General features: G+C 58.3%; 15 protein-coding genes and 1 pseudogene. 7 read left to right on the top strand and 9 right to left on the bottom strand.

Features of this window, described 5'->3' with window-relative positions:
- Positions 1 to 176 precede the first annotated feature (176 nt).
- Positions 177 to 1,514 (bottom strand): MFS transporter, encoded by a 1,338-nt coding sequence (locus KGA81_RS05750; protein ID WP_223544939.1) that lies wholly within the window; start codon positions 1,512 to 1,514, stop codon positions 177 to 179.
- Positions 1,515 to 1,800: 286 nt separating this feature from the next.
- Here KGA81_RS05750 and KGA81_RS05745 point away from each other — a divergent pair.
- Positions 1,801 to 2,050 (top strand): annotated as a pseudogene (locus tag KGA81_RS05745) (nucleotidyltransferase family protein); the annotation flags it as partial.
- A 259-nt stretch (positions 2,051 to 2,309) separates the two neighbouring features.
- On the opposite strand, the gene KGA81_RS05740 reads toward KGA81_RS05745, so the two are convergent.
- The 4 genes from KGA81_RS05740 to KGA81_RS05725 all read right to left on the bottom strand — a co-directional run bounded on the left by KGA81_RS05740 (position 2,310) and on the right by KGA81_RS05725 (position 12,820).
- Positions 2,310 to 2,963, bottom strand: a complete 654-nt coding sequence (locus tag KGA81_RS05740) for a hypothetical protein (protein ID WP_223544938.1) — start codon at positions 2,961 to 2,963, stop codon at positions 2,310 to 2,312.
- A gap of 677 nt (positions 2,964 to 3,640) precedes the next feature.
- On the bottom strand, positions 3,641 to 6,469 hold the full coding sequence (locus KGA81_RS05735; protein WP_223544937.1) for a multicopper oxidase domain-containing protein: 2,829 nt from the start codon (positions 6,467 to 6,469) through the stop codon (positions 3,641 to 3,643).
- Positions 6,470 to 6,765: 296 nt separating this feature from the next.
- Complete coding sequence (locus KGA81_RS05730; protein WP_223544936.1) at positions 6,766 to 7,902, bottom strand: response regulator; 1,137 nt, start codon at positions 7,900 to 7,902, stop codon at positions 6,766 to 6,768.
- Positions 7,903 to 7,957: 55 nt separating this feature from the next.
- Positions 7,958 to 12,820 carry a HAMP domain-containing protein gene (locus tag KGA81_RS05725; protein ID WP_223544935.1) on the bottom strand — a complete coding sequence of 1,621 codons (4,863 nt, stop codon included), beginning with the start codon at positions 12,818 to 12,820 and terminating at the stop codon, positions 7,958 to 7,960.
- Between the two features lie 395 nt (positions 12,821 to 13,215).
- Between KGA81_RS05725 and KGA81_RS05720 the strand changes: the two genes are divergently transcribed.
- The 4 genes from KGA81_RS05720 to KGA81_RS05705 all read left to right on the top strand — a co-directional run bounded on the left by KGA81_RS05720 (position 13,216) and on the right by KGA81_RS05705 (position 15,902).
- A complete protein-coding gene (locus KGA81_RS05720) occupies positions 13,216 to 13,857 on the top strand; it encodes a response regulator transcription factor (RefSeq protein WP_223544934.1) in 642 nt (213 codons plus the stop codon).
- A gap of 204 nt (positions 13,858 to 14,061) precedes the next feature.
- Positions 14,062 to 14,571 (top strand): response regulator, encoded by a 510-nt coding sequence (locus tag KGA81_RS05715; RefSeq protein WP_223544933.1) that lies wholly within the window; start codon positions 14,062 to 14,064, stop codon positions 14,569 to 14,571.
- Positions 14,538 to 15,557 carry a hypothetical protein gene (locus KGA81_RS05710; RefSeq protein ID WP_223544932.1) on the top strand — a complete coding sequence of 340 codons (1,020 nt, stop codon included), beginning with the start codon at positions 14,538 to 14,540 and terminating at the stop codon, positions 15,555 to 15,557. The genes KGA81_RS05715 and KGA81_RS05710 overlap by 34 nt, the downstream gene beginning before the upstream one ends.
- 45 nt (positions 15,558 to 15,602) lie before the next feature.
- Positions 15,603 to 15,902: a hypothetical protein gene (locus tag KGA81_RS05705; protein ID WP_223544931.1), complete on the top strand. Its 300-nt coding sequence runs from the start codon at positions 15,603 to 15,605 to the stop codon at positions 15,900 to 15,902.
- A gap of 176 nt (positions 15,903 to 16,078) precedes the next feature.
- Here the strand turns inward: KGA81_RS05705 and KGA81_RS05700 are convergent, their stop codons facing one another.
- Positions 16,079 to 17,401: a DUF1329 domain-containing protein gene (locus KGA81_RS05700; RefSeq protein WP_223544930.1), complete on the bottom strand. Its 1,323-nt coding sequence runs from the start codon at positions 17,399 to 17,401 to the stop codon at positions 16,079 to 16,081.
- A gap of 293 nt (positions 17,402 to 17,694) precedes the next feature.
- On the opposite strand from KGA81_RS05700, the gene KGA81_RS05695 reads away from it, so the two are divergent.
- A complete protein-coding gene (locus KGA81_RS05695; RefSeq protein ID WP_223544929.1) occupies positions 17,695 to 17,919 on the top strand; it encodes a hypothetical protein in 225 nt (74 codons plus the stop codon).
- Positions 17,920 to 18,081: 162 nt separating this feature from the next.
- On the opposite strand, the gene KGA81_RS05690 is transcribed toward KGA81_RS05695, so the two are convergent.
- A complete protein-coding gene (locus tag KGA81_RS05690) occupies positions 18,082 to 19,116 on the bottom strand; it encodes an AraC family transcriptional regulator (RefSeq protein ID WP_223544928.1) in 1,035 nt (344 codons plus the stop codon).
- Between the two features lie 108 nt (positions 19,117 to 19,224).
- On the opposite strand from KGA81_RS05690, the gene KGA81_RS05685 reads away from it, so the two are divergent.
- Positions 19,225 to 20,268 carry an alpha/beta fold hydrolase gene (locus tag KGA81_RS05685; RefSeq protein WP_223544927.1) on the top strand — a complete coding sequence of 348 codons (1,044 nt, stop codon included), beginning with the start codon at positions 19,225 to 19,227 and terminating at the stop codon, positions 20,266 to 20,268.
- A 75-nt stretch (positions 20,269 to 20,343) separates the two neighbouring features.
- On the opposite strand, the gene KGA81_RS05680 is transcribed toward KGA81_RS05685, so the two are convergent.
- Both KGA81_RS05680 and KGA81_RS05675 read right to left on the bottom strand, forming a co-directional pair.
- Positions 20,344 to 20,823, bottom strand: a complete 480-nt coding sequence (locus KGA81_RS05680; protein ID WP_223544926.1) for a 2,4'-dihydroxyacetophenone dioxygenase family protein — start codon at positions 20,821 to 20,823, stop codon at positions 20,344 to 20,346.
- Positions 20,824 to 20,930: 107 nt separating this feature from the next.
- On the bottom strand, positions 20,931 to 21,803 hold the full coding sequence (locus tag KGA81_RS05675) for a TauD/TfdA dioxygenase family protein (protein ID WP_223545189.1): 873 nt from the start codon (positions 21,801 to 21,803) through the stop codon (positions 20,931 to 20,933).
- Between the last annotated feature and the right edge of the window lie 230 nt (positions 21,804 to 22,033).

Here is a 22,033-nt window from a genome sequence, read left to right as displayed (position 1 = left end):
GCGAAGACCATGACTAAGTAGCCGAGGACCGTCAGCAGGATTCCCGACAGGGCAAAGGCTACCGGGAAACCGACCCACGGCACGTTGCTGCCGATCTCCGTCGCGCCCTCCAGGCAAGGCCAACAACACCTTTGCGCTTGAACAGCACCGGGCTCAGGACAGGCTCGTTTCGTGTTTCAGGCGGATGCACTCACTCCTACAGCTTTTTCCTGCGTCGCAACCTCATGCAGGGAAATTCTCGAAGTCTCCGGCAATGCCAGCCCGCCCGCCAGCGCGAGCAATGCCACCGCAATCAGATAGAACGCGGGCGACAGGTTGCTGCCGGTGGTGCTGATCAGCCACGTCGCCACCAGCGGAGCGGTGCCGCCGAAAAGGGTGTACGCCATGTTGTAGGTGATCGCCGAGGCGGTGTATCGGGTACGGGTGGGGAAGGTTTCCGAGAGCAAGGCCGCCGTCACCACGCCACACAACACCGCGCCAATCGCCAGGAGCATGACGCCGGCGATGGACGCTGCGAACGAGCCGGAGCTGGCCATCAGGAACGATGGATACACGCTCACGATCAACAGCGCGCAGGCTGTCATCACCGTCATTCGACGTCCGACCCGGTCCGAGTACAGCCCGGCCAGCGGGCAGATCGCCGCCGCGAACAGCAATGCGATCAGCGACACCAGCAACGCTGTGGCGCGACTCAGGCCACCGGCGACTTGCAAGTAAGTCGCGAAATAGGTGGTGAACATATAAAACGACAGTGCCGTGAGTGACACAAAAGCACCCAGGCAGCCGATAGCCGCACCATGGTTGCGCAAGGTTTCCTTGAGGGGGGAGTGTGCGACTGCATGTTCCTGGGTCACCGCCTGGAATGCCGGCGTCTCATCGAGTTTCCAGCGCAAGTAAAGACCCACCAGGCCCAGGGGCGCGGCAATCAGGAACGGCAGGCGCCAGCCCCAACTGCCCATGGCTTCGGCCGACAATGACGCCTCGAGTGCGTAGGCCACCACGGCTGCCGCGGCGAAGGCGGAAAATGTCGACACCGGAATGAAGCTGCCGTACCAGGCACGTTTATCACGCGGTGCATGCTCCATCAGGTAGGCACAGGCACCGGCATATTCACCCCCGGCGGAAAATCCCTGGGCGCAACGGATCAGCGACAGAAGAATCGGCGCCATGACCCCGATCGCTGCATAAGTGGGCAGCAGACCGATCAAGGTCGTTGCCCCGGCCATCAGCAGAATGGTCATCGCCAGGGTTCGCTTGCGGCCGATCCTGTCGCCCAGCATGCCGAAGAAAATCCCGCCAAGGGGCCGAAACGCAAAGGCCACGGCAAATACCGCAAAGGTCTTGAGCAGCGCGGCACTGGCATCGCCGCTGGGGAAAAACTGCTGGGCGATGGTCGTGGCCAGAAAGCCGTAGACGGCGAAGTCGAACCACTCGACGAAATTGCCGATGCCAGCAGCCACAATCACTCTTCTCAGCGTTTTCGGGCTGACTTGTTCCATAGTTGCGCTCGTCATGCTTGACCTCGGCCGTTCGTCAGTAAGCTATCGATTATCGGGGCAGGCACTGAGGCGGCTCACTTCAAAAGTGTCATCCACATAGCCAGTACCGACTTCGTGCCGTTGAATGAGGCATGATTCGCGCCAGATTGGTCGAGGGGAGAAAAGGGCAGTGTATTTCGCGTATTTGTAAAGTGTTGGCGGTATTGTCGGTCGCGAGGACTTGATCGATTTGGAAGGGATGAAGATGACATTGACTGTCGCAAACCTGGTCAGGATCGCAATGACCAATTCAGTAAACGCGGAACGGTTTGGCGGGGATTATCCTAAGCTTCAGTCGGCCAGAGACGGGATCGATCGCTACCTGATTGCCGGTACTTGCATGGGGCTGGATATTGAAACGGGCGAGGTCTATGCCCCCAACGGCCGGCCGACACTGAGCACGGATTGCTTAGAATCAATCCAAAACCCCCAGGCCAGACTTGTACGACCAGAAGGCGAACAGTTATCAGGCTCGCTGGCCTTGGCTCAGGATCGTAGAGACACAAAGTTGAATTGAAGCGAGGGGCGTTTACCGATGAAGCGATTTATCGGAGATGAAAGCCGACTGCCGCGTGCCACGACGGCCTGTAAACGAAGCAACCCTTGGTGAAGGGCTGTCTGGACTGTGGGTTCAACACAACTGATTTTGTGTAAGCGGGATTTCGGTCAAACCGGTGCCAGCAGCACCTTGGGTGCTGCATTCAAGGCTTGAGGCCGCACAACGGATCAGCTGTTGGTGCGGTCGGCTGAACGTCCTTGTTCAATCTGGATTCACCAGCCAGCCAGGGCGGCGTTGCCTGGTGTCCAGGTGCCTTGCTCCAGGCGCTTTTCGGCGTCTTTGTTTTTGGCCCAGACGGTGAGCAGTACCATCATCCCGAAACCGCCGACGATGAGTACCGGATAGGCTGCCAGCAACTCCACCAGGGAGTACTTCCAGGCCAGCGGACGACCCACACCCAGCATGGCGGCATAGAACCAGGACACGCCAGAGAACGCCCCCGAGAACAGCGCCAGCATGCGCAGGCTGAAAGAGAGTTTCAGTAACGAACCGGCTTTTTTCAGCGCCGGCAATACACCGCGATGCAACACGAAGCCGTTAACGGTCAACAGCACAACGATGCCGATCTTGGCTTGCAATTTTGGATTGAGGAAATACTCCATTCCCTTGCCGGCATAGTCGATCCCGATAACAGCAATGCCCGTAATCCAGAGCGCTACAAGTGCAAGCGATACGGTTTTTTGCAGGCTGTCCATGTGCGCGTCGTCATGGTGACCCGACACATCTCCCTTCAGGAGTTGCTTGACCATTGCAATGTCACTGGTCAACACCAGCCCGATTGCCACGCAGCAGGCGATAAGATGGAAATATACAACGCCCAGGCGCAAATATTCCCCGACTGGTGAAGTAAGAATACTGAGTTCCATGACTACCTCTTTGTTCAAACAGTGAATCAACCTGACTTTCAGTACGGCTTTATTGGAGTTTGCCGTTGCTGACTGAAGTTATGATCCAGCAGTTTTAATTTAATTATCTTGCGGCATCACACTGTCAAGATAAAAGCGAGTTTGGCGAATGAACTTTCAGTCATTCGATTATTCCATTTTCAGGTAATAAAAAACCTCATCCGCACTTGGCGCATATGAGGTTTAACTTCCGCTTCTGGGGTCAGGTGAGGATCAGAGCCCGTAACACCTGGTGCGTATTCTGAACGAAAAAACCGCATCAGTTCATTTTTTGATCAATTTTGCTGACCAACGGCAGTGTCCCTGCGTGGTTGCATATTGCCGTCATTTGTCGTGCAGCCCGCGCCATTACTGGGTTTGCGACGAATCGGAAGGCAGACGAGAGCCTCTGCGTTTTTTTCGTCTTTTATTCCAGATTCCATGGAGGAAATCGGAGAGTTTGAGTGAATCAGCCATAAAAAAGCCTTTGGCCGGGTTAACGAACCAGGTCAAGGCACTGCCATTTTTCCCTCGAAAAAAGCCAATTCGTGGCATCGCCACAGGGGAATGTTCAGCAAAAAAGTTGCCTCTGCATTGGCTGACGACATAAACAACGGTTTATAGACGACGCTAGACTTGGCCTCCATTGCCGCTGTTATTTACGGGTTTATGTTGACCTCGACCTGTGGTCCAACGCCATCTCCGGTACGGAAGGTCGGTAACGCAACCGAGTTCACGAATTTCACGCCGTCCCAGCTGGGCAAGGGGGCGGGCATCAGCTGGAGCTGGCCCGGGTGCTCGGAGTCCCAGCGCAGCAGCATCGCCGTGTCCTCATGCTGGGTGTTGTGGCAGTGCTCCATGTAGGTACCGGCAAACTCACGGATGCGTATGGCCATTTCGACATTGTCCAGACTCTCGGAACTGTCGCCTACACGGTAGATATCCTTGCGCGCCCATTTTTCCCATTCGGGTGGTGGTTTGCCACCTCGAGTGAGAATGACCCCTTCCTCGAAGTGCACATGCACCGGGTGACTCCAGCCATTGCCGCCGTTCTTGATATTCCAGACTTCCAGCGTGCCTTCGCCCTTGAACCCCGCCGGTGTCGGGCCAGTGGTCAGTTGTGGCGCGGCGGAAATCCGGCGCGGGTCCATGTTGAAGCCTTCGCCACCATCGGTCTTGATCGTCCAGGGCGTAACATCCGTGCCGTTGGAGCGGCCAAAGATAAAGGTACGGTGCCGCGCCTGGGCAAGCCGGGCGATATCGGCAGGGTCATCACGGTGCAAGGGCAGGGGGATCATGACCTTGCCTTCGGGCTTGCCAGGCTTGGCGGGCTCGAAATCGAGCGGATTCATGCTGACATCCTGGCCGGTGTAAGGCTGGACGTTCAGTTGCAGGAACAGGCCCACGCCCGGGTCTCCGTTGACCCACTGCGGCCCGTGGCTGGTTTGCCTGACCACGGGCAAATACTGTTCGGAGAGGATATCGGCTAACGGAACGTCACGATTCGGACGCTTGCCGTTTTGATGCTCCTCGATGTTGACGAAGAAAACCTTATCGCCGGGGCTGATGCCGTTTTTCGCGAAGTCGACGATGATGTCATAGCGTTCGGCAATGCCCTGCATCGGCAGAATGCCGTTGTGGTCCTGAGTGTCGCCGTCGCCATCGAGGTCCAGGCTGCCATCGAACGGTACCGCGTGCTCCATGATATTGCCGTCGTTGGCAATCAGGTGGAACGGCACCCGGTTATAGGAAACTCCGGAGCCGTTCGGGCCAGGGAACTCGCCAGCATTACCACTGACCTGGCGCACCATCGCCAGCTTGAAGTGGCGAGAAACCGATCCGTTGAGAATGCGGAAACGGTAGCGGCGGGCACGCACGTCCAGGGTGGGCTTGTACACCCAGTTGGTCAGCACCTGGTCACCGAGAAAACCGTCGGTGTTGAAGGGGTTGTACCACAACTGGCCGGTTTGGTCCCAGGCCTTGTCGGCGATCATCAGGTTGACATCATAGTCACGGTTACCCCAGCCCAGCGCCGAACCGCTGGGCAAGCGCAGGTTGACCCCGTCGTCGACCGTCTCGTTGCCTCGGTCCACGGCGCTGTAGTAGTTCATCATCGCGGCATTGCCCTTGTAGACGTTCTGCGCGGTGAAATCGAGCATGTGGTCATGGAACCAGTGGGTGCTCATGGTTTCACGCCAGTCGCCACGGATCCTGATGGTGCCGTTGTTACAGGTCTTGAGGCCCGGAGCGGCATCGTTGACGAACAGGGTTTCACCGGGGTCGCACGGGAATGCCGCCCGTGGGTCCTCGGCCGTGGTGTTGATGGTGTCGTAACCGGCCAACTGGATCGGCCAGCGATAGTCGTAGTACTGGCCCGGGAAGAAGAACGCGTTGGTAAAGCCGTCGCTTTCCCCAGGGGTGTGGCCGTTGTGTTCATGGGTGGTGAGGGTATGCAGGCCAAAGCCCCGGTTGGCCGACGGGTCAATGGGCAAGGCATCGTAATGACGCATCAGCATCGCCTGACCATAGCGCACCAGGAGCAGTTTGGGCGGAAAGGTGCCGTCGAATGCCCACAACGCATTGTGGTCCTGGACAGGGAAGTTGGGGTGAAACTGCACTTGAATGCCCTTGGTGGTGCCCTCGTTGGCCAGGTTGCCGTTGGTGTTGTGATAGAGCCCGCCTGGGGCAAATTCCCCCACGGTGTAGTTATGCCGTTGCATGCGATCACGAAAGCCGCTGTTGACGTGCGCGCCGGCTTGCACCGTCTTGAAGGCGTCGCGCGGGAAAAACTCATTGAAACGCTGGTGCGACCAGCCTTTGCCCGGTGGCCGGCCTTCGGCGGGCGAATCGACCCGGCGATTGAGGAACAGTTCGATCTGCGCCTTCCAGGGGTTGCGGTCCAGCACATTGGAGAACTCGGTCGGGAAGGGCGTCAAAGCCGGCTGCCTGAGAAAGGCATCCAGCGCATCCGGGGACGGACCGCTTCGCGCCACGTTCAACGGATCTTGCGCCGGTGCGGGGCCCAGCGTCGGAACCGGAAACGGCACGGGGGACGGCGGGTCGGTCGCATCCAGTTTGTTCGAGCCGAACTCCTCGAACAGTTCAAGCCGCTGGGTGAACGGTTGAGCCCCGAACAGCGGGCTGGCATTACCGTTGGTGGGGATATTGAAGCTGGGTTGCAGATTGGGTGGCAGCACATTGTCGACCGTGGGGGTCTGGCGGTTACCGACCACGCCATTGGGCAGGTCGAAGGCCCCGACGTTTGCCGGAGGCAGCTTGAGCAAGTCCCGCAATGCAGCATTGGGGTCGGCGGGCGGGTTGGTGAACGCCGATGGGTCGGTAGGCGGCGGTGGATCGGTGTTGTCGAGGGGGACTGCCTGGACGTGGGATAAGCCCAGCCCGAGGATGATCGCGGCAGCAGAGATACTTGGCGCCAGCCTGGTTTTGGACAATGGACTAGTTTTCAGCCTTGCGGCATCCAGTTTCATCGCAAACACCTCTGACGGTTCCTCGGAGCGCACGGCAATACTTGGGCAACGCGCCACTGCTCCTGGCCCGGTTAGCGAAATGTTTGATTTCGAACCGGGATAAGGATGACGCAACTTTCCTGCCAAAAGTGAAAGAGGGTGACTAGTGGCTCAACGCCGCGTTTCCCTTTGTCTGCTGGCTTCAGGCAGGCGTATGAGCAACTGGGCAGCCAGGATGAATATCCCCGAAGACGGGGAATATGCCCCAATAACGGGGGCAATTGTGCGGGGCGTCCGGGCTGAGAGAAATGACCACGTCAGTCCAGTGGCAGCGATATCGTTAATCTCGTTCCTTTGTCCGGTGCGCTGTCGATCGTGAATTCGCCGCCGAGCATGCTGATGCGCTCCTTCATCCCCACCAACCCGAACGAGTTCGATTTTTTGCGATCGGTCATGCCTACGCCATTGTCTTTGATCAGCAGGTAAAGCCGGCGACCCTCCCTGTAGAGTTCGATATGCACCTGTGTCGCTTGCGCGTGCCGGGCAATATTGGATAGCGATTCCTGCACGATGCGGAACAGAGTCGTGGCGGATTTTTCGTTCAGATCGCAACGCAAATCCTCGTCTTTCACGGACATCGTGCAATCGATCGCGCTGCGCTGCCGGAACTCTTCAAGTTGCCACTCGATCGCTGCCTGCAATCCCAGGTCGAGTACGGGCGGCCGAAGATCATTGATGATGCTGCGGACACTGCGGATGGCTGTATCGAGGTGATTCAGGGCATCGCTGACCTTTTCGTTGAGCTTGGGGTGCAGGGTACTGGTGCGTGCCTGCAACATGGAGACATCGATTCGCAACGCCAGCAGGCTCTGCCCCAGCTCGTCATGGATGTCGCGTGCGATGCGCTTTCGCTCTTCTTCCTTGATGCGCTCCTGATAGGCGGCCAGTTCGCGCAGTTGCAGCTTCGATTGCAGCAATTCTTCGGCCTGCATCGTCAGTTTGCGCTGCAGGTAGAACAGGTCGACAAACACCCGGATCTTGGCGCGAAGAACCTCGACCACAATCGGCGAGAAGATGTAGTCCACTGCGCCGGACGTATAACCGCGGAAACGCTCGGAATCCGTATCGGCCTCCGCTGTGACGAAGATAATGGGCGTGTGGGCCGATTTCGGGCGGCCGTGAATGAGTGCCGCGGTTTCAAAACCGTCCATCACGGGCATTTTCACGTCGAGCAGAATGACCGCGAAGTCGCGCTGCAATAGCAGGCGCAGCGCCTCGCGCCCGGAGGTCGCCGTGGCAACATCGAGGCCCATGTCGGCGATCACCGCGGCGAGCGCCGTAAGCTTGCCGGGATTGTCATCCACCAGCAACACGGGGGCTGGTACGCCATCAGGCGGGAGCGGTTGCCGCACCTGAGCTGTCTCATTGAATGCCGGGGGTTCCTGCATATTCATGCCACTTCTTTATGCCACGTCGGTTTGCGCTGGCCGCAATGAGCGCGGTACAGCGTCATCGATAGAGCCATTTGCGCATCAGTGACAGCAGCTGGTCGGTATCCACCGGCTTGCTGACATAGTCCGATGCTCCTGCCTCGAGGCACTTTTCACGGTCACCCATCATCGCCTTTGCCGTCAGCGCAATAATGGGCAGGGTTTCAAATCTCTTGAATGTACGGATCTGGCGCATGGTTTCAAAGCCATCCATCTCGGGCATCATGATGTCCATCAGCACGATGTCGGTATCGGGCTGCTGCTGCAGCAGTTCTATGGCGGTTCGGCCGTTTTCGGCCGTGGCCACCTGCATTTTGTTGCACTCGAGCACGCTGGTCAGGGCAAAGATATTGCGCACGTCATCGTCGACCACCAGGGCCTTTTTGCCCTCGAGACTGTCTGAACCCTCATAGAGTTTTTCCAGCATCCTGCGCTGGGTCGGCGACAGACGGGCTACGACGCGGTGAAGAAACAGCGCGGTTTCGTCGAGTATGCGCTCGGGCGATTGAACTGCCTTGATGACGCCTTTGCCGAGCAGTGTCCTGAAACGCTCGCGTTCCGGCTTGGTCAGCGTCTGCGCACCATAGACGACGATCGGTAGTTCACGCATGGCGTGGTCTTCCTGCAACGCCTCGAGAAACCCGATGCCGGATGCGTCGGGCAATTTGAGATTGATTGCCATGCAGTCGTAGCGTTTCGTTGCCAGTTTCTTCAAGGCTTGCGCGCCGCTGCCGGTCGTTGCGATCTTCACGTCGCTATTGCCGAGTAGATCGAGGATACGGGCGCGGCTCCCTTCATCGCCGTCGATGAGCAGCAGATTCCTGGTCTTGCGCCGGGCGAATGCCACGATGCCCACCAGCGCATTTTGAATCTCTTCGGCTGTGACCGGTTTGAGCAGATAGTCGAAAGCGCCATAACGCAGCCCGCGTGTGTGCTCGTCAGCGATCGAGACGATCTGGACCGGGATATGACGCGTGGCGAAATTGCGCTTCAACTGCTCGAGCAGCGACCAGCCATCGATGTCCGTCAGGCCCGGGTCTAGCGTGATCGCGACGGGTTTGAAGCGTTCGACAAGCTCCAGTGCATCCACGCCACGGGTCGTGACGATTGCCCTGAACCCCTCGTGGTGTGCGGCCTCGAGCAGAATGCTGGCGAATCGGGCGTCGCCCTCGAGCATCAGCAGCACCTGGTCCCCGGGTTGGACAGACTCGCGGTCGTCCAGTATCTGTACGGACGGGGCTGACATGAGGTCGCGCCTGACTTGGCCTGGCACTGTCTCTGTCGCTGATTCGTCCGGCATCTGACGCTGGGCATCCGGTGTACGCAAGGGCACGTACAGCGCGAAAGTACTGCCCTTGCCGATCTCACCGGGGATCAGCCGCAGCTCACCGCCCAGCCGGTGTGCGAGCTCGCGGCTGATCGACAGGCCCAGGCCGGTGCCGCCGTATTTTCGTGAGGTGCCGGTATCTGCCTGCTGGAACGCTTCGAAGATGAGCTTCTGCTTGTCGGCAGATACGCCAATGCCGGTGTCGGTGACCACGAAGGCAACCACCGCATCGGCGTTATTGAGTTCGCTGTGATCCGCGCTCCACCCGGACACCGCGGGTTCGATGCTGATCCTGACGCTGCCTTGCTCAGTGAACTTGAAAGCGTTGGAGAGCAGGTTCTTGACCACCTGCAGCAGGCGCTTTTCATCGGTCCAGATGCTGGGGGGCAGGGTGGGGGCCAGTTCAATCGTGAAGCCCAGGCCTCGGCTTTCAGCGACGGGCCGGAAGGTGCGTTCGATCTGGTCGTGCAGATCGGCGAATAGCGCTTCATTCAGATCCAGTGTGACCGTACCCGACTCGATCTTGGACAGATAGAGAATCTCGTCGATCAGTTCCAGCAGGTCTTTGCCCGCGCTACGGATGGTCTTGGCATATTCGACCTGCCTGGGCGTGAGATTGTGCTCCGCGTTGTCGCTGAGCTGCCGGGCCAGGATCAGCAAGCTGTTCAATGGTGTTCTGAGCTCATGGGACATACTGGAGAGGAATTCGGACTTGTACTTGGAGGTCAGCATCAGTTGCTCTGCCTTCTCCTCCAGCGACAGCTTGGTGATTTCGACTTCGCGGTTCTTGCGCTCCACTTCGGCTTTCTGCTCCTCGAGCAGTCCGGCCTTGTCCTCCAGCTCCTCGTTGGTCTGTCGCAATTCTTCTTGTTGCCTTTGTAGCTCCTGCGCCAGCGATTGCGACTGCTTGAGCAGTTCTTCGGTACGCATATTGGCTTCGATCGTGTTGAGCACGATACCAATCGATTCGGCAAGCTGATCGAGGAAGGTTTGATGAATGATGCTGTAGCGCGTGAACGAAGACATTTCGACGACGGCCTTGACCTTGTTCTCGAACAGGATCGGCAACACGATGATATTGAGCGGGGCGGCCGCACCCAGTCCCGATGAAATCGCGACGTAATTGGCGGGTACATCGGTCAGCAGGATGCGCCGTTTCTCGTAGGCGCATTGGCCGACCAGGCCCTCGCCCAACTGCCACTCATCGTTCACATTGATGTTGCCCTTGTACGCATAAGCGGACATCAGTTTGAGTTTCGCAGGATCGGGCGGGCTCTCGTTCATCATGTAGAACACACCGTGCTGGGCGTTGATCAGCGGAGCCAGTTCAGACAGCACCATCTTGGAGACTGCCGCCAGATCGCGCTGGCCCTGCAGCAGACGGTTAAACTTCGCAAGATTGCTCTTGAGCCAATCCTGTTCCGCATTTTGCCGCGTGGTTTCCCGCAGATTGCGGATCATCTCGTTGACGTTGTCCTTCAATTGCGCCACTTCACCCTTTGCTTCCACCTCCACGTAACGCGTCAGATCGCCCTTGGTCACGGCAGTCGCCACATCGGCAATTGCGCGCACCTGATTGGTCAGGTTGGCCGCCAGACCGTTCACGTTGTCGGTCAGATCGCGCCAGGTGCCGGCAGCACCCGGCACGTTGGCCTGGCCGCCCAGCTTGCCCTCGACGCCCACTTCACGCGCCACTGAGGTCACCTGATCGGAGAACAGCGCCAGCGTATCGGTCATACCGTTGATGGTGTCGGCCAGTTCGGCGATCTCACCCTTGGCTTGCAGTGTCAGTTTCTTCTTCATGTCGCCATTGGCTACCGCGGTCACCACTTTCGCGATGCCTCGCACCTGGCTGGTCAGGTTGGCCGCCATGAAGTTCACGTTTTCGGTCAAATCCTTCCAGGTGCCGGACACGCCTTGCACCTGGGCCTGTCCCCCGAGCTTTCCCTCGGTGCCGACTTCGCGCGCCACCCGCGTCACTTCGGCGGCAAAGCTGTTGAGCTGGTCCACCATGGTGTTGATGGTGTTCTTCAGCTCCATGATTTCACCCTTGGCTTGCACGGTAATCTTGCGCCCCAGGTCACCTTTGGCCACCGCTGTCGTCACGTCGGCGATGTTGCGCACCTGATCGGTCAGGTTGGCCGCCATGCTGTTGACCGAGTCGGTCAAATCTTTCCAGGTCCCACCGACGCCCGTCACCTTGGCCTGACCACTGAGTTTGCCGTCAGTTCCCACTTCCCGTGCCATGCGCGTCAATTCGTCGGCAAAGGTCGAGAGCTGGTCCACCATTGTGTTGATGGTTTCCTTGAGCTGGAGAATTTCGCCTTTCGCTTCGGCCGTGATCTTGCGCGACAGGTCGCCGTTGGCCACCGCCGTCGTCACGTCGGCGATGTTGCGTACCTGGGTGGTCAGGTTGGCCGCCATGCCGTTGACCGAGTTGGTCAAGTCCTTCCAGGTACCGGACACGCCGGTCACTTTGGCCTGTCCGCCCAGCTTGCCTTCGGTACCGACTTCCAGCGCCACGCGGGTCACCTCCGAGGCGAAGCTGGAGAGCTGGTCGACCATCGTGTTGATGGTGTTTTTCAGTTCGAGAATCTCGCCCTTGGCTTCAACGGTAATTTTCTTGCCGAGGTCGCCGCGCGCCACCGCGGTCGTCACCTGTGCGATGTTGCGCACCTGGGTGGTCAGGTTGGCCGCCATGCCGTTGACCGATTCAGTCAGGTCGCGCCAGGTGCCTGATACGCCACGCACTTCGGCCTGTCCGCCCAACTTGCCTTCGGTGCCGACTTCCAGCGCCACGCGGGTCACCTCCGAGGCGAAGCTGGAGAGCTGGTCGACCATCGTGTTGATAGTGTTTTTCAGTTCGAGAATCTCGCCCTTGGCTTCGACGGTAATCGTCTTGCCCAGATCGCCTTTGGCCACAGCGGTCGTCACGTAAGCGATGTTGCGCATCTGGGTGGTCAGGTTGGCGGCCATGTCGTTGACGGAGTCGGTCAGATCTTTCCAGGTGCCGGATACCCCTTTGACTTTGGCCTGCCCACCGAGAATCCCTTCAGTGCCGACTTCACGCGCCACGCGGGTCACCTCGGAAGCGAAGGAGCCCAGTCGAGTCACCATGGTGTTCACAATCCCGGCGGATTTAAGGAACTGGCCCCGCAGTTTCAGGCCGTTGAGTACCGGTGGTACCTGCTGGCTAAGATTACCCTCGGCAACCGAATCGATAACGCGAATCATCTCGTTCATCGGGCTGATGAGGTCGCTGGTGAGCGCATTGCTCGAGTTGACGATCTTTTGCCAAGAACCTTTCATCATCGGCAATTGAATACGCTCGTCGACCTTGCCCTCCTTGCCGATCAGTCGCGCCACGCGTTCGAATTCGGTGGCTGTATCGGCTGCCATGTCGATGATCTCGTTGAGCGTGTCGGCGATCTTGCCCGGCATGCCGGTCCAGTCATTCGGCATACGCGTGGTGAAGTCACCATTGCGCAACGCCTTCAGCGCTGTCAGCAACGTCTTCATGTCGAATGCTTCGATGGGTGTCGTTACTGTGGCCATGTCTATGTCCAGTCAAAATGGATGCCACGCGCAAGGCGTCATGCAGGAGCCGGCATTGCAGTATTGACCATGCTGAAAACTGAGCGTTGGCTTACGAAATATTAGCAAGGTTGGCGCAATGCCCCGGATCCTGGGGAAATTGGCCGGGAACAGGCCATTGCAACCATCTGCACCCGCATTCCTGAAAAGTGAGCGCCAACGGCTGAGGTAAAAGTGCAAGTGCGCTACCGGCCTGCTAACGTCAGACGCTGCAGCAGATTCCATGGCTTGCCGGCCACTGGCCGCAGGATTAGTGTGGAATGCATAAGCGCGCCACTGTGCCGGCGGGTTCAACATCATCTGTACATCGAGACACGATACGGCCAGGGCCATGCGGGTGCGAATGGGAAATACAGATGATTGACCAAAAAATCAGAGTCTTGCTGGTGGATGATCACAGCATCGTGCGTAGCGGCGTGCGACGCATGCTGGAGACTGCCGGCGAGATCGACGTAACGGGTGAAGCAGAGACGGCAAAAGACGCCATGCTCCTGGTCCGGGGGCAGGATTTCGACGTGGCGCTGGTCGATATTCAGCTGCCCGACAAGTCCGGCCTCCAGCTCCTCAAGCTCATGCGTGCGCAGAAACCCAAGCTCGCCGTTCTGATGTTGAGCATGCACTCGGTCGAGGCCTATGCGTTACGCGCAATCAAGCAAGGCGCTGCGGGATACCTCACCAAGGATATTTCCGCAGCCACCCTGGTGGCGGCGGTCCGCAAGGTAGCCTCAGGCGGCAAGCACGTCAGTCCTGAGCTGGCAGAAAAGCTGGTCAACGCTATCGGCAAAGGCGACGCGGCGCCCCACGAAGCACTATCCGACCGGGAGCTTGAAGTGCTGAAACTCCTTGCTTCAGGCGAGAGAATTGTCCGCATCGCACAGATATTGCACTTGAGCCCGAGTACCGTCACGACGTACCGGGCACGCATCCTGGAAAAAACCGGGATGGACAGCAACGCGAAACTGGCCCGCTATGCACTCGAAAACGACCTGTTGACTTAGAACGCCCCGTCACTCGATCCAGCCTGCTTGTAGTGATTCCACTACAAGCTCTTGGCCGATATCTCCACAAAGAAGTCCTGCTAACGTCGATAGTCGGTTTCGATCTACTTGAGCATATTACCCCCTGCGCAAGATTTAGTCCGCTGATTGGAGTTGTCTTCGTCAGCGTCTTGTACAGCCATGCCAAAAAAGAGAGGTGAAATCATGCAGGTCACCAGCACAGAACCATTGACTGCACTGATGCCAGCCAGAGATTCAGGCCCTTTGCGCCTGTTTGTCGTTGAGGATTCGAACGCCGTGCCAGCACTGTGCCGCACGGTGTCGCCAGGGATCGTCGGCTTGTCACTTGCCGGGGTGTTCCACCGCGCAACGGCCGCCATCGTCGCCATCCGGCGTGAACCGCCCGATGTCGTCTTGCTGGACGTCAACCTCGGCGACGGTCAGGGCATGGAAGTATTGCGTGTAGTCGCAGCCGAGTATCCGTTGACAAAAGTCATCGTGGTCAGCAATTGCGCTGAACCGACACATTGGAAGTACTTCACAAAAGCGGGTGCCTACGCGTTCTACGACAAGAACCATGAGCTGGCCATCATGCGCCGCATGTTGGAGCGTTTGGCCAAGTCCCTGTTACCGGAAGATTTTTTCTGCTGGCAATCATCATCGAATGGGAGCAGTACCCCATGGATCCAATCAGCAAAGAATACGACTTTCTAGCCGTGCTGCGGCACGTCATGTCCCACGGCGTGATCACCTTGCTTGCAATGGCCATGGCGTTTGCCACGCCGGATGCCGCGCGGTACATCCTCTATGTATGGTGGCCACGCGTGGAGTTGAACGCGAATCTGCTGCTTGCGACAGAAATCGTGCTGGCCTCAACCTTGATGGTTCTGTTCTATCTGTGCAAACGCGCGTGGGACAACCGCCATCGCCTGACGAGCGCGAAGATGGCTTCCCTGGTCTTCACGAGGCATCCGCGCAAGGGATGGCTTTCGACCCTTCAGGAACGCAACCTGGTCCGCTCTTTACCGGCGGCGCGTGACGCCTCGATCCTTTCGCTCACGGGGTACGAAACCCTGGTTGCCCCCAATAGCCTGTTGAAGGAGGTCTTCACGACGGCGTATGAAATCCGCGTCATGTTGCTCAATCCGCTCGGCATGGCGGCACGCAAGCGAGTCGACTCACTTGCGCAAAACATTACGACCTTGACCTTCCAGGAAGAACTTGCCGCCAGCATTGCGTTCCTCAACGAGTGCCGCAGAAGCGGCAAGAAAGTTTCGTTGAAATTCTACGACCACGACCCGTTCTGGAAGGTTGTCGTTCTCGATGACCTTGCCTGGGTCCAGCATTGCCATAGCGGGCGTGAAATGAAGGACCAGCCTGAGTATGTGTTCGGGCTGCAATACGCTGAGCCGGACCAGGGACTGTTTGTGCCGTTTTATACCTACTTTCTCCACAAGTGGAATGAGGCAGGCCACTGGGAGTATGACTTCGACACCGGCGAAGTGGTCCAGCGGGATGCGACCACTGGCAACGAGACCGGGCGTGCTCCACTCGGACTCCCCGACTACGGTTCTGCATCGCCGCCCCTGACGGCTGCTCGAACGTTCTCGCCAGCTTCAGAAAATGCACAAGTCAGAAAAGACTCTGGAAACAACGATCTTCGTAAATTGAGCGCGGAGTGCGCGCTGCGTTCATGTTGAATTAATGTTCTACAGGTTGAATCAATGTTCTAACGGGAGGAAATCATGCTGACAGGTTATTGGTTGTGCGCGTTGCTGTGGGGTTGGGTGCTGCTGGAGGAGATCCAACGCATACCCCCTCAGGAATGGAAAGACGAGGGGCTGAAAAAGGTTCTGTTGCTGCGCCGGACCAGAACCCGGACCGGATACTTTTTTGCGTTGATCGCAGGCGCCTTGTGCCTTTATAGCGAAATCCTGAGGACGCCGGCCGATCAGAACATTTTCAGTCCGGAGCTCATGTTTGCCCTGTGTGGAGTTCTTTGGGGTGCCTATCTTTCGGTCGTCTACATAAAGGGCAAGCGCTAGATGCCTGTCTCCATGACGACTGCGGGTAACTGATCTTTCACTATCGTCGGTCGGCAGGGATATCCCGCCGGTCAGGCGCTGAAACGGACTCAGGCCCTCAGCCTCGGCCCAGCCGAAATCCCAAGCCCTGGTTTTTTCGAACCGGGGCTTTGTGATTTATCGGTCGGATCACCGCCCTAGCGAATACCGGTACCTGCCATGGACTCTGGCACCCACTGCGCCGTCGATAACGGCTCGATATAGCGGATGCCGCCATGAGGGCCCACCACGCCATTGATGTTATAGGTGCCTTTTGACAGGTCGTACGTCATGAAAGGGGTGGCGTCCGGGACCTGTTGGTCATAGCTCTGGCTGAAGAAAGCGAAGGAGCCACGGTATAGCTGGCCACTGGTGTCGTACTGATCGGAGGCCACAGCGGCCCAAGTGTCTTCATCCAGGTAAAAGCGACGCTTCTGGTAGATGTGGTTTGCACCGGGCTTGAGGTTGCCCTCCACGACGTAGACCCGGTGTTTTTCCCAGCGTACGAAGTCCGGCGCGATGAAGTCTGGCGTGGTCAGCGATTTGGCATCGCGAGCGTAGGTCAGTTTGTAGGTGTTGTAGGGCACGATCATTTCCCGCTTGCCGACCAGCGTCCAGTCGTACAGCTCCAGTGCCCGGGCGGTACCGGGGTTGGGGGTGTCGTAGGCCAGAATCGAAATCTGTTTGACGCGGCGCTGGGCAGGCATGTACTGCCAGGCCCGGCCAGGAAACTGCGTCGGGTTGGTGGCGTTCTTGAGCATGATCGACTCGCCGGCCCGGCGCGCGGGGCCGGTATAGGACAGTTTCAACTGATAGTAGATGTCGGAACTGTTGAACGGCTTGGACATGTTCTCGTAAATCGGGAAGGAGACGAATGCCTCGCCGGTGACCGCCAGGCTCGGTACGCCCGCCGTGTCGACGCTCCAGGAGTCGTACTTGGAATGGATGTTGACACCCTGGTAGCGCAGCAGGAAGTTCCACATCGCTTCGGCGCCTGATTGCGGGATCGGGAACGGCACGCCGGGCATCACATTGTCGATGGCGATCCCGCCGTTGAGGGACCTGGCGGCAGTGGCATTGCGGCGGCTATTGTCCAGTACCGCCTGCGGGAGCGATGCAGTGCGGTGGGTCGGATACACATCGATGCGAAAGCCGGGGTAACGCCTGGCCAACGCTACGGTGGTGGCGGTCAGCATGCCTTTGTACGACTCGACGTTCTTGCCGTTGATCACCAGCAGTGGTTTTTCGTGGGCAAAGGGGTCCGGGCGCATGCTGTCGCCAGTCTTGAAGCTTGCGGGGGCAGTGGTCAGGCCACCGTTGTAGGGCGGGATGGAGCCATCGGCATTACCGGCCTTTTCGGCACCCACCCACGTCAGGCTGGTGCCCAGCCGGGCGGCTTCCTGGCTCGATACATAGGCTTGGGCATCGATGGCCAGCGCCATGAGGGGTACGGCAGCCAGAAGGCACTTCACGAATTTCATATTGTTATTCTCCTGCCTGGCGTGCCAGGCAACTCGTGACTCAGGCAGAGCAGACGCTTGCGTCCGCTGGATCACCAGAGGCTTTTTCAGTGCTGCCATTAAATAGCCCCCGAATCAGGGGCGCTTTTCATTTGACGACAGTCCCTTGGCTATTCATGACAGGCTCTGGCTGTCTCGACGGGGATTCGATGGGAGAGTGACCATCACTTGTTTGCATTTCCCAGAGGAATCATTGAGTTACCGAATGGTCATAGTTGTAACCATTCCATAACTCCGACGTTTAGGACGTTCATATGAATCGCGCAGCAATCTTGATCGTGGCCATTTCCAGCGCCGTCTTGTTGGGAGGCTGCGGCCCGCATTGGGATGACGGAGAAAGGTACGGTCGATATCACGATCATGATCATCGACGTGGCTACGACCAAAGAGGGGACGATGATCGAGGTTATTACCGTGACTATGATCGTCGTGACTACGATCACCGTCGCTACCGCGATCGCGATGACAACGATGACTGATACGTTCAACGTCATTGAAACGCAGGGGGCAGGTTGATCCGCATCCGGACCGGTCTTTCTATTGGTGCAAATTGGGCCGGGGTATCGCCTAATGCCAGTCAGTTAAGCACCGGACACTGTGGGACCAAGCTCGCTCCCACAAGGTTTGCGGTGTTCAAACACTTAACTGACTGGCATTAGGGGCATCGCCTTGCTCTCTCGGTAGCACGCCGCCCAGTCCGAGGGTGTCTGGCCAAACCGGTTGCGGAACCAGCGTGAAAAGTCACCGGCAGAGGAAAAGCCCAGGAGTTCGGCCACCTCATACAATCGCCGTTTGCTGTTGGCCAGATACTCCTCGGCGAGTTCAGCGCGTACGGCATTGATGATCGTTGTGACACTCTCTCCCTCAGTTGCCAGGTGGCGGTTAAGGGTACGTCGATGCATGCCAAGATGCTGGGCAACCGCATCGACAGAACACAGTCCGCTGGGCAGCAGCATCTTGACGATCTGACGTACCCGCTGCGTCGGCTCGTCGCGCAGGTTAGCCAACTGCATGTCCAGCGATCGCTTCACTTCGCGATGCAGCGCGGGGTCGGCCGCAGCAATGGGCATGTCCAGATCGCACCCGCGGCAAACGATGGCATTGAACTCCTGTGAAAACTCGATGGCTGTTCCCAGCACTCGGTGGTGCACTTCAAGGCTGGCCGGGCGCTCGTGAGTAAAACTGACCCTGACCGGGCGGAACGTATTGCGCGTCAGCATGCTCAACGTCCGCAGTCCAATGCCCGTCGACTGTTCGATGGCCTGGCGCCAGACACCGTGATGGCCCTGCATATTCACACCCACATGCAGCAGTACCAGATCGCCTGCATCTTCAAGCCGCAACTCCACCCCAGCGTTATGCAGCCGCATATAGCGCACGCACGATTGCAAGACGGCACGAAGTGTCGGTTCTTCGCGGATGAGCAGCGCCAGCATGCCGAAGTTGGACAGGTGTCGCGTTTGCGCGAGCAACAAGCCGAACGCCTCCTGGCCGGACAGGCGGGCTGACTCCTCCAGCAGCCAACCCACCGAATCGATACTGATCATGATATTCGGATCGTCGAGGACACTGGTGGGCAGCCTGGCCAGCCGCAGCATACGTAAAGGATCCAGTCCCACTGACCGGGCAACCTGTTCATAGCCAGTAAGGCTGGCGCTTCGCGTCAGGGTATACATGTATCCCTCGTGTCCCAATTTCACAAGATTGTGTCCTGAGGAGCTTAGTGCAGGGCACCCTGTCACGGCTACCTTCAAGCCTGCAACTACAAAAGATGGAGGTAGATAATGGACACGCGCACTGCAATACGCATCGATCAGCCGCCCGCCGCAATGGGGCAAGTGGATGCCGACGACCCCGCTGCATTCAACCACTGCTTTGCCGAAGTCAACGGCATTCGCATGCACTACATCGACGAGGGGCAGGGCCCGCTCGTCATTCTGCTGCATGGTTTCCCCTACCTTTGGTACATGTGGCGGCGCCAGATCGTGGCGTTGGCCGAAGCTGGCTATAGGGTCGTCGTTCCGGATCAGCGGGGGTTTGGCCAAACGGATCGGCCTGGTTGCGTTGAAGCCTACGACATGAGTCAGTCAGTCGGTGACATGGTGGGCTTGATGGCGACTTTGGGCGAAACGTCCGCTGTGATCATCGGCCACGACCTGGGCGCCTGGGTGGCCCAAGCGGCGGCCATGCTGCGCCCGGATCTGTTTCGCGGCCTGGTGATGCTCAATACGCCGGTGCCACCGCGTGGCAAGATCAAGCCGACTGTAGCTTTACAGGCAATGGCGAAGGGCAGGGTCTATCACCATCTGTACTTCCAGCAGCTCGACAAGCCGGATCGCGAGTTGGCCTGCGATACGAGAAAAACATTGCGAAGCGTTTTCTACTCGATCTCCGGCAGCGCTGTCGGGGCCGAACGCTGGCGTCTGTTCGTCGAGCCAGGTGAACCCATTCTCAACGCCTTCACTGAGCCCAAGGGGGAGTTTGCGTCATGGCTGAGCGCGCGATCGCTCGATTACTACGTCGCTGAATACACGCGCACAGGGTTTACCGGTGCCCTGAACCACTACCGCTGTCGCGATCGCAACTGGGAAATCACCGCGTTTCTTGACGGTGCGGTGGTGCGTCAGCCGAGCCTGTTCATTGGAGGCGCGGCCGATCCATCACTCGAACCAGTCGAAATCCGTCGTCTCTACGAGAATCTCGACACCTATCTGCCCGGACTGCAGAAGAAGGTACTGCTACCCGGTGTGGGCCATAGCGCGGCGGAAGAAAGTGCCGATCATGTCAACGAATTGCTTCTTGAGTTTATCGAGCAGCTGGAACGCTAGGAGCGAACGTTTTGCACTGTGCATGGCCACGATCACTCGCGGCCATGCATGGGCCTTGGGGACATTTGAACGACATCAGTTGAATGCCGTCAGGTCTCTCGGTGCGAGGTCATGCTGTTCGCAATAAGCCAGATAGCGATGCAATCCTGATTTCCAGTTTTCGAGCGCGACAATGTTGTCGTTGCCGTCCAGGAACGCAAGATCGCCATTGACCTGAACCAGGGTGAGCACATAGCCGTCTGTACCTCCCGTGCTGACAACTTCAGGCGTGTGAGTCGATCCAGCCGTCTCATAGACGATGCTGCCAGGGCCGGCGATCCAGTCATGTTCCTTGTATTTCCACTGGCCTTCGATCGTGTAGACCATCACCGTCCCCGTGTGATGGTGCTTGGGCAGCTGCATGTCGATCGGCGACTTCATCATGACAATCCATTCGCCACGGATCGGGTCGAGCTTGAAGTACTTGAGCAGGACGTTTTCGGCATAAGGGGTAAACGGAATCCAGGGCAGGGATTCGCCATCGATGACGGCGGTATCGACGTGTTCGTAGAGCATGTCTGTCTCCATTGATGTGGTTCAGATCGGGTATTGGTCGGCAGCCAGGGCCACCCGACGATCTCTGATGGTCGGGTGGCCCGGTTTTCGATGGGGAACGGTTCGAATCAGGTCAGCGGGGTGCCCGCCAGGGTAGCGCGCAGCATCTTCCGTGGCGCATTGCCGTAGTCAGCCACCGCGTAGTGCTGGACTTGCAGGTTGTCCCACATGGCTACCGTGTTGGTCCGCCACTTCAGGCGTACCTGATATTCCGGGATCGCCGCCTGAGAGGTCAGGTAGTTCATCAGGTGATGAGCCTCAGGCATGAAGTCCTGACCGTAGCGGATGTCCTCGAAGTTGAAGAAGTTCGCGAAATGGGTGGTGAACGCGGAGTTGACGAACAGCACCTTTTCACCTGTTTCAGGATGGATAAGCACCACCGGGTGTTCAGCGGCGGGGGTCTTCAGGGCCATGGCGTGACGTTCTGCGCGGGGCAGCTGGGCACCAAAGGAGTGCTCGGCACTGTGTTTTGCAAACAGGCCTTCGATCCGTTGCTTGACGGTGTCGGGCAGGTTTTCGTAAGCCAACACCATGTTGGAGAACAGAGTGTCACCGCCGGATTCAGGCCCTTGCTCGCAGCGCAATATCGCTCCACGAGGGGGGGCCTGCTTGAAGGTGACATCGGTGTGCCAGAGGTTTTCCCGGCTGGCCTTTTCGACAAAGCTCTTGGGCTTGCCCGGGTCAAGGTTGCGGTACAGCATCAGCAGCTTGTCCGCCTCCGGATGGCTCGGCGCCAGGGGATGACCTTCAAGTGCGCCGAATTGCGCGGCGAAGTGCTGTTGTTCCAGGGGGGTGATGTCCTGGTCGCGAAAGAACAGCACTTTGTGCTTCAACCATAGCGCCCGGATTTGTGCGATCAGGTCGGTGTCTCGGGCCGCATCGGCCAGGTTGACGTTGCTGAGTTCGGCACCGATGGCGGGAGAGCAAAGCTCTACCTTGATCGAATGCTGGCGCACCGACGACCGGATGATGGCCGGTGCCGAGGGAGACGCTGGTGAAGGAGTGTCCTGGATTTCGGCGATTTTTGTCATTGTTGTGTCCAATCCGTGCTTGTATGGCGGTGCGCAATATGTGCATCCGCTATAGGGAACTGTTCCCAGCCTGTCAGGCAGAGGTGCCGTTCCTATAGTAGGTATCCCGGGTGCGAGGCTATTGGCTTGGCAGGACAGTT

The sequence above is a fragment of the Pseudomonas sp. A-B-19 genome (genome assembly GCF_019947515.1).
Taxonomy (GTDB): domain Bacteria; phylum Pseudomonadota; class Gammaproteobacteria; order Pseudomonadales; family Pseudomonadaceae; genus Aquipseudomonas.
Note: the sequence above shows the minus strand (reverse complement) of the source record. Positions and strands in the feature narration are given on the sequence as shown.

What these genes read in the sequence shown, in the direction of transcription:
- KGA81_RS05750 (WP_223544939.1), bottom strand. Translation starts at nt 1,514, where the DNA reads ATGACGAGCGCAACTATGGAACAAGTCAGCCCGAAAACGCTGAGAAGA.
- KGA81_RS05740 (WP_223544938.1), bottom strand. Translation starts at nt 2,963, where the DNA reads ATGGAACTCAGTATTCTTACTTCACCAGTCGGGGAATATTTGCGCCTG.
- KGA81_RS05735 (WP_223544937.1), bottom strand. Translation starts at nt 6,469, where the DNA reads ATGAAACTGGATGCCGCAAGGCTGAAAACTAGTCCATTGTCCAAAACC.
- KGA81_RS05730 (WP_223544936.1), bottom strand. Translation starts at nt 7,902, where the DNA reads ATGAATATGCAGGAACCCCCGGCATTCAATGAGACAGCTCAGGTGCGG.
- KGA81_RS05725 (WP_223544935.1), bottom strand. Translation starts at nt 12,820, where the DNA reads ATGGCCACAGTAACGACACCCATCGAAGCATTCGACATGAAGACGTTG.
- KGA81_RS05720 (WP_223544934.1), top strand. Translation starts at nt 13,216, where the DNA reads ATGATTGACCAAAAAATCAGAGTCTTGCTGGTGGATGATCACAGCATC.
- KGA81_RS05715 (WP_223544933.1), top strand. Translation starts at nt 14,062, where the DNA reads ATGCAGGTCACCAGCACAGAACCATTGACTGCACTGATGCCAGCCAGA.
- KGA81_RS05710 (WP_223544932.1), top strand. Translation starts at nt 14,538, where the DNA reads ATGGATCCAATCAGCAAAGAATACGACTTTCTAGCCGTGCTGCGGCAC.
- KGA81_RS05705 (WP_223544931.1), top strand. Translation starts at nt 15,603, where the DNA reads ATGCTGACAGGTTATTGGTTGTGCGCGTTGCTGTGGGGTTGGGTGCTG.
- KGA81_RS05700 (WP_223544930.1), bottom strand. Translation starts at nt 17,401, where the DNA reads ATGAAATTCGTGAAGTGCCTTCTGGCTGCCGTACCCCTCATGGCGCTG.
- KGA81_RS05695 (WP_223544929.1), top strand. Translation starts at nt 17,695, where the DNA reads ATGAATCGCGCAGCAATCTTGATCGTGGCCATTTCCAGCGCCGTCTTG.
- KGA81_RS05690 (WP_223544928.1), bottom strand. Translation starts at nt 19,116, where the DNA reads ATGTATACCCTGACGCGAAGCGCCAGCCTTACTGGCTATGAACAGGTT.
- KGA81_RS05685 (WP_223544927.1), top strand. Translation starts at nt 19,225, where the DNA reads ATGGACACGCGCACTGCAATACGCATCGATCAGCCGCCCGCCGCAATG.
- KGA81_RS05680 (WP_223544926.1), bottom strand. Translation starts at nt 20,823, where the DNA reads ATGCTCTACGAACACGTCGATACCGCCGTCATCGATGGCGAATCCCTG.